Annotated in this window: 4 protein-coding genes; all 4 read right to left on the reverse strand. The window is 36.9% G+C overall.

Annotation, left to right across the window (positions count from 1 at the left end; genetic code table 11):
• Positions 1–652 precede the first annotated feature (652 nt).
• On the reverse strand, positions 653–1,405 hold the full coding sequence (locus ACGHEH_RS21325; RefSeq protein ID WP_390449683.1) for a hypothetical protein: 753 nt from the start codon (positions 1,403–1,405) through the stop codon (positions 653–655).
• Positions 1,405–2,232: a hypothetical protein gene (locus ACGHEH_RS21330; RefSeq protein ID WP_390449686.1), complete on the reverse strand. Its 828-nt coding sequence runs from the start codon at positions 2,230–2,232 to the stop codon at positions 1,405–1,407. The genes ACGHEH_RS21325 and ACGHEH_RS21330 overlap by 1 nt, the downstream gene beginning before the upstream one ends.
• On the reverse strand, positions 2,233–4,098 hold the full coding sequence (locus tag ACGHEH_RS21335; RefSeq protein ID WP_390449689.1) for a type IV secretory system conjugative DNA transfer family protein: 1,866 nt from the start codon (positions 4,096–4,098) through the stop codon (positions 2,233–2,235).
• 503 nt (positions 4,099–4,601) lie between these two features.
• Positions 4,602–5,957 (reverse strand): replication initiation protein, encoded by a 1,356-nt coding sequence (locus tag ACGHEH_RS21340; protein WP_390449692.1) that lies wholly within the window; start codon positions 5,955–5,957, stop codon positions 4,602–4,604.
• Positions 5,958–6,057: the final 100 nt, after the last annotated feature.

Below are 6,057 nucleotides of genomic sequence, written 5' to 3' on the forward strand. Positions count from 1 at the left end.
CGCCTTAAAACTGTGATAGTTCGCCTTAAAACTGTGATAGTTCGCCTTAAAACTGTGATAGTTAGACCTTAAAATCGTGATAGTTAGACCTTAAAATCGTGATAGTTCGCCTTAAAATCGTGATAGTTAACCTCGTAAAACCCTGATTTTAAGCCATTTTTTTATAACTAAATAAGGAAAGACTATAGAAAGACTATTAAAATAAGTCAGTCAGTCTAATGATACATATATGTAAAATTTAAGAATGGTGAAAAATTGAAAATTTAAGGGACTGACTGACTTTTTATTTTTGAAATTTTAAACAATCAATCTGTTTTGAAATGAGTTCATAACACCCAAAAATTGAGCCGTAGGAGAGTTTTTTGGTTATTTATGACTATTGATACCCGTACATATTTTGAACGGTCTTAAAATCGAAATTTTGGCGTTTTAGTAAAGTTAGAAAAAACCCTCGGCGCGCGCGATTTTTCAAAAGGCTCTAAAATCGCCTGTGTGAAGCGATTTTTTTTAAAACGATACATCGTAAGGGGTGAACAATAAAAAAGCCTCTAGATTAATCCTAGGGGCTTTATTTTTGATTTTGATAACTTATTTTTGAAGTGTTTTTGTAATATTTAATATAAAACTTTGATTTTGCTTGTTTTTTAAGCAACTAAAGACCGTCGAGTTTATCAATTATTTTTGAGAGATTTTTTTCTTTTTCTGGTCGTTCAACATCAAGTTTTTTTAGTTTTACAGCACTTTCTGCTTGCGCTTGTTTTGTTCGTTCTTTTTCAATTTCAAGATTGATGGCTTTTTCTTCAAGCCTTTTCATTCTGAGTTTTTCATTTTCCGCCTCTTGCTGGGCGCGCTCTTTTCTCTCTTTTTTCTCTCGTAGCAAGGTTTGAATTTCATTTTTTATATCAGATAAACCCTCTTTTAGGCTCGATGTTTTATAGAAAAACCCCCAAAGCAAGAATAAAAAGAAAAACGCTTGATTAGTTAGTTTTGTTATTATTTTTTCCTTTTCTTTTTTTTGCTCTTTGGACAGTAAATCGCGTTCTTTTTGCCACTCTGGATTTAAAACACCTAGCGGGTTTTTATCTCTCCATTGTCTGTAGTCCGCGTCCATTTTCTTTCCGCTATCAACAAGGCTGTAATAATATTTTTTGTCGCCTTCGGTCTTGTTTGGTAGCACAAAAATCAAAAGGGAAATAATAAGCGCGGGGATAGTTAAGAAGCCTACATTAGCAATACTTTTTCCCCACTCTTTTTTATGAAATTTCTTGAATATAAAGCCAGTTAAAAAACCCGCAAAAATGACTTCCCAGCTTGAGTTTTCTGAAAAACTAAGAGTATTCCAAAGTCCGCTTAATAGTGTGAATTCACCACCAAAAATAACGTAATCAAGAAAAAAATCTTTCATTAAAAAAAGCTCCTTTTTTCACCGTCAAAAGTGTACCAATCATCAAATTTTTTTCTTATTAAATCATTAGTTGAAAACAAGAAAAACTCTTTATGTTCGCGCAAATTGTTATCTTCTTGCATTCTTTTAGCTACTGAGCGCGCGCACGCTTCATTTTCAAAAACGTAAAATACGCGCACCCCTTTGGGGTAGTCGTATTTTTCACTGGCTAACCCCTCGCCAATTGCTTCGACATGGCTGTATATTTGCTTTATTGCGCGCTTTGAGTCGTTTCCGTTGTGTTGTTCAAATAGGAAAAGTTTTTCATTTTCGCCGTCGGTGATTTTCCCGATGCCGTCAGGGATTATTTGAAAATCACCGACGGTCAGCGCATTTTTAGCTTTTGCAGTGCTGTTGCGCTGGCTTCCTATTTGGTCGAAATAGTAATCAAAAAAGACCTTTTTAAGTTGGTTTTTTTTGCAAAATTTACGTACAAAAATATTAAAATCAATCGTAAAAACGCGGTGGAAAAAATCACGCTGAAACAGTGGTGTGCGCTCTTTTGGTGCTTTGACTTTATCGGGGTCAAAATCTAAATTTTCCACCAAAAAATTCACCCCGTACGGGGTTAAAAAGTGCATTCTTGGTAAACGTCCTGCGCCAGGATAAAAGCCCAGGTCTTTAAACCTGGTCAGTGGTCTTTTTCCGTCACTTAAACCGTTAAGCAATTGCAGTATATAAGGGCGCCCGCTATTACCTAGAAGCCCCATAACTTGGTCGGTTGTGAGGTACTTAAATTCGGCCAAATGCTCTAAAATTTGAAGTTGTCTTTCTGTGATGTTTTTCATTTATAAACTGTACTTAGGGGGTTTTATTTTTAGCTTCGCTCCGCTTGCGCTTTCTTCTTTGTTTGCGTAGTAGCTCGCTTGGCTAGATGTTTTTATGCGTGGTTTTTTCTTAACTATTTTCGCATGGTAAGTATCAATACTGTATTGCTTGACTTGCTCCCATTCCTCCTTGCTCATTTGCATGGCTTTTTGGAGTTTGAGCATTGACATAGGGACGTGCATTTTTACGGCTGGGTACTCGGGGTTTTTTATAAAAAACTCACCTACTTTTAGGTTGTTTATTTCCTCATAATCTACACCAATTTCAGCCCCTGCGCTCTTTGCGCTCTTTACGTCACATTTTCCTATTACCTTAACACCTGAGCCAAATACGGCCTTTTGAAAGCCTGTATCAATCTTTTGCCCCGCGTATTGGTGGGCTAGCACCAAATGTAAACCGTATTTTCTTAGCTGTGTGAGAGCGCTCTCGATGTCTTCGGATACAAAGTTTTGAAACTCATCGATATATAAAAGCGTTGGCGTTCTTTTGTGTTCGTCTATCTTGGCGCGTCCTATTGCGATAATTCTAAGCATACCGACAATGAAACGGCCAAACGCTTCCATACTTTCAGAGCCACCCTCACCAAGAGATAGTTTGAATAAAATAGTTTTCTTTTGCTCAATTAAATTTTCTAGGTCGAGCGTGGTTTTATTGCTGATTAAATTCGTAAAAATGGGGTCATTTAATAAAATTTGAATACGGGTATAAATCCCGTGTTTAGTGGCTCCGTAGTCCTTAGATTGAAATTTATCTCTGAATAAATTGGCGTGCTGAGGGTTTGGTGAGTTCATTCCCATTTCGAGTAAATCAGCGTTGTTTTTATCGTCCATAAAACGCTGTAAATCCTCAAAGCACCCGTCTTTTTTTCTCAATAAAACCGCAATGCAAGGGCTAAGTATTGCTTCCATTTGCTGTGTAGCTCCAGCCCCTTGCAAGAGTGCTTTTAATACTCTTTTTAGCTCTTGGGTTGTTGTTGCTATGTTTTTTTCGCTGAGGTCTTTTATTTCAAACGGATTGATTGAGGGGCTAAATCCCTCTTTTGCTGTTGGGTCAATATAAACAAGCTTTTCCATTTCAGCTTCGGGCGCAAAATCTTGGTTTTTTGCTATTTGCTCAACCATATCCCCGTGCGGGTCAATAACGATTGTCGCCCTTTTTTCGTTGATAATGTCATAGTTAGCTAACACCTTTAAAAACTCACTTTTTCCGCTCCCTGTTTGAGCCATAACGTAAGTGTGTTTTTTACGATATTTAAAAGAGATATTTGTCTCTATTGACCCAAGGTAAAACCCATGCGCCGAGCTTGAAAATTCCTTTTTAAGATACTGTAAATAGCCTTTAGGATCAGGCTTGTACTTACTCTGAAAAATCTCCAGATCTTGTAGCTCTTTTTGAAGCTCTTGAAGCCCTTGGCCATACGATGGCCTATAGCCTGTATATGTGTAATTGGGGTTATCTTTTCGCGCTTGCTGTTCAGCTCTGCGCTCATTCTCGGTCAGCTCATATATTTTATTTTTAAGGGGGATAATTTTTTCCTGAGAGAACTTATTGAGGAACTCGCTATAAGAGGGGTACTTCTTACTTTCCGCCTTTTTTAAAGCTAAGTTTAAACCTTCTCTTATTTGAGGGTCTTCCTCCTTCCTAATGAGTTGCTGTATGTCATCAATTACAGAAGCAACTTTTTGTTTTCTTGCTTCACTGATTTCAGGGATAGGGGTCGGGTTGTCTATTAAATTATATAAGCCTACACAGTCGTAGGCTTCACCAATTTCACAAGTCCCATAATGGTCATGCGCCAACCGCGCAAGCATTACATTTAGCCTCAAAACCCCTCCATGATTATGCTTAAAATTACTAATGTAGTAACTACAATAATTATTTTGTTCGTAATTACAATAGTAATTTTGTCAATACCTTAGATTGCCCTTAATAGTGCGAAAAATCTGACCTTATAGACTGTTTTTGTATTCAACTACCTCCCCATCCATTCAATTCCTCGTCATTCACTTCGTTCACTCCTCACAATTTCATTCCCCGCTCGGTACCCAACCACCACCCGTTCCCGTTCTCACTCTCGAGGTCGCCCGCCCACTCGCTCCGCTCATTGGTCACTCTCCCTCTTAGTCGAACGCTCACCATATAAAAATAAGAATAGGGCGGGCAAATCGGTGCCACCAACCAAAAAAACACAAAAAAAACAATCGGGGCAAGGGAGGGGTAAAACAAACAAAAAAACCACCTCGAGGTGGTTTTAAATCAATCAAAAAAATCTTTTGAGTGCCGGTTCTTTTTCTTTTGTAGGGACTTTTATTTTTTCAATCGGAGCAACTCAAAACAAGGGTTGTAAAACTTGTTTTAGTAGGTTTGTAATATTTATATATTGGCTAGTTTTTACCTTGCTCATGAGTTTTAGACTTTTCACATCATGAGTTAAAACCTCATAAACTTCACTCGCATTTAAATTACAAAAGTCTTTCATATAAAAGTTGTCAGACTCTTTGTTGGCCCTCTCTAAAAGAAGTTCAAAATCACTTGAAAGCTCAGTTTTTAGCAACTCTTTCAAGTTGGCCATACGTAAAACCTCGAGTAAATCCTCTCTTTTACAAAAGAGGTCGAAAGCCTGTTTTAACTCTTGTTTTGTTGCGCTGGCTTTTTCTTCAGCTAGTTTTTTATTCTTCCTTTCTTCAGATTGTCTTTGTTTTTCTTTAGCTTTGATTTTTTCTTTCTCAACTACACCGCTCACGAGAATGGTTGGAATTAGCTCACGCAAAGCTGTTTCACTATATCGAGGGAGGTTATCAACCTTTTCACCTTTCTTATATTTTGCATCTAATTTTTTATTGTATTGAGTCATTGCATACATTAAATGCTCGTCACTAGTTGCTAGAATTTGAAGCTCTACAGCCACGTTTGGTGACATTTGATAGTCATCAACTAATTGACGGCCAGCGGGAGTTAATTCTTTAAAATCGTGTGGTAGGGTTGGTTGCTCATCTTCAATTTGATGCTCTTTATTTTTAAAAGAAAAATAAAATCGTACCGCTGTTATTTTTCTACCCGTTTTAATAGTTTCCAGACTGACATTTATGTCAGATTTTTTATTTATCTCAAGAATTTGAGGGTCTAAAACCCTTGATTTTAAATGCCCGAACAATTTGTATTTTGAGTCAGGAATACTTAGGTTATGCCTCAACTCGTCAATACTTATATCTCTGTAACCTTGCTTGGTATTTTTATATTGAATACAAAGCTCATATATATCGCTACTGTAATCACCTTTAAATTTTTGGATGTTTTCAAAAAAGTATTTTGTGTATTCAGTTTTCGCCCTCACCAAATACGGGAGAATATCCTCACCGAATTGAATATCAATCTTACCACCCTTGTGGTACGTGAATTTTTTAAAGGTCGGGACTTGAATAATCGTTCCGTCAGGCTCTGGGATTTCAACCCCTCTAATCATCCCTAAAGTTGCCTTTCTAAGCTCTGCATGGTTCTTTTTCCCTAAACCTATTACCTTTAGTACGTCAGAAGCTTGAAAACTTATTACATCATTTTCCTGAGTATCCTCTTTAAGCTCTGTAATGGCCAAGTTAAGAATTTTCTTTTGGACGGACGTATAACCTTTAATTCGAGCGGATATTATTTTATTGCTCTTTTTTACAATGCGATTTCTAGTTTCCATTTCATTATTTTTATTAAAGGCTAAATATTAAACGCATACTATATAAAAACTATCACAAGTCAAATTAGTTGTGATAGTTCGCCTTAAAACTGTGATAGTT

This window comes from Pseudoalteromonas sp. MTN2-4 (assembly GCF_042848605.1).
Taxonomy (GTDB): Bacteria; Pseudomonadota; Gammaproteobacteria; order Enterobacterales; family Alteromonadaceae; genus Pseudoalteromonas.

What these genes read in the sequence shown, in the direction of transcription:
- ACGHEH_RS21325 (WP_390449683.1), bottom strand. Translation starts at nt 1,405, where the DNA reads ATGAAAGATTTTTTTCTTGATTACGTTATTTTTGGTGGTGAATTCACA.
- ACGHEH_RS21330 (WP_390449686.1), bottom strand. Translation starts at nt 2,232, where the DNA reads ATGAAAAACATCACAGAAAGACAACTTCAAATTTTAGAGCATTTGGCC.
- ACGHEH_RS21340 (WP_390449692.1), bottom strand. Translation starts at nt 5,957, where the DNA reads ATGGAAACTAGAAATCGCATTGTAAAAAAGAGCAATAAAATAATATCC.